The 449-nt window shown below is 67.5% G+C and carries 1 protein-coding gene; it reads left to right on the top strand.

What is annotated here, in order from left to right; genetic code table 11:
• Positions 1-12: 12 nt before the first annotated feature.
• On the top strand, positions 13-449 hold a 437-nt coding region (locus tag AC1DYK_RS35795), incomplete at its 3' end, for an alkaline phosphatase PhoX (protein WP_478170585.1).

Raw genomic sequence — 449 nt, 5'->3', positions numbered from 1 at the left:
GGCGGCTTGCGCATGGCGCGAGGCGAAGGCATCTGGCATCACGACGGCAAGCTGTTCATCGTCGACACCGCGACCGGGGTGAACGACGCGGGCGCGGGCGGCAACGGCGAAGGCGCGGTATGGGAGTACGACCTGGCCACGGGCATGCTCAAGGCGGTCTTCGTGTCACTCAACGCGGTGACCGCCAACAACCCCGACAACATCACGATCAGCCCGCGCGGCGGCGTGCTGCTTTGCGAGGACGGCGGCGGCGTCGACGACCAAGGCCAAGGTCGCATCGAGCGCCTGGTCGGCCTGACCTCCGAGGGTGCGAGCTTCGTGTTCGCGCGCCACAACGTGAACCTCAGCGCCGATCAGATTGCTTCAGCCGGCAAGATGGTCGCGCCGGGCGACTACCGCAACAGCGAGTTCTGCGGGGCCTGTTTCGATCCGGCGGGCAAGGTGCTGTT

This window comes from Variovorax sp. P2_H12, from assembly GCF_056403395.1.
This window is presented reverse-complemented; position numbering and strand designations above follow the sequence as displayed.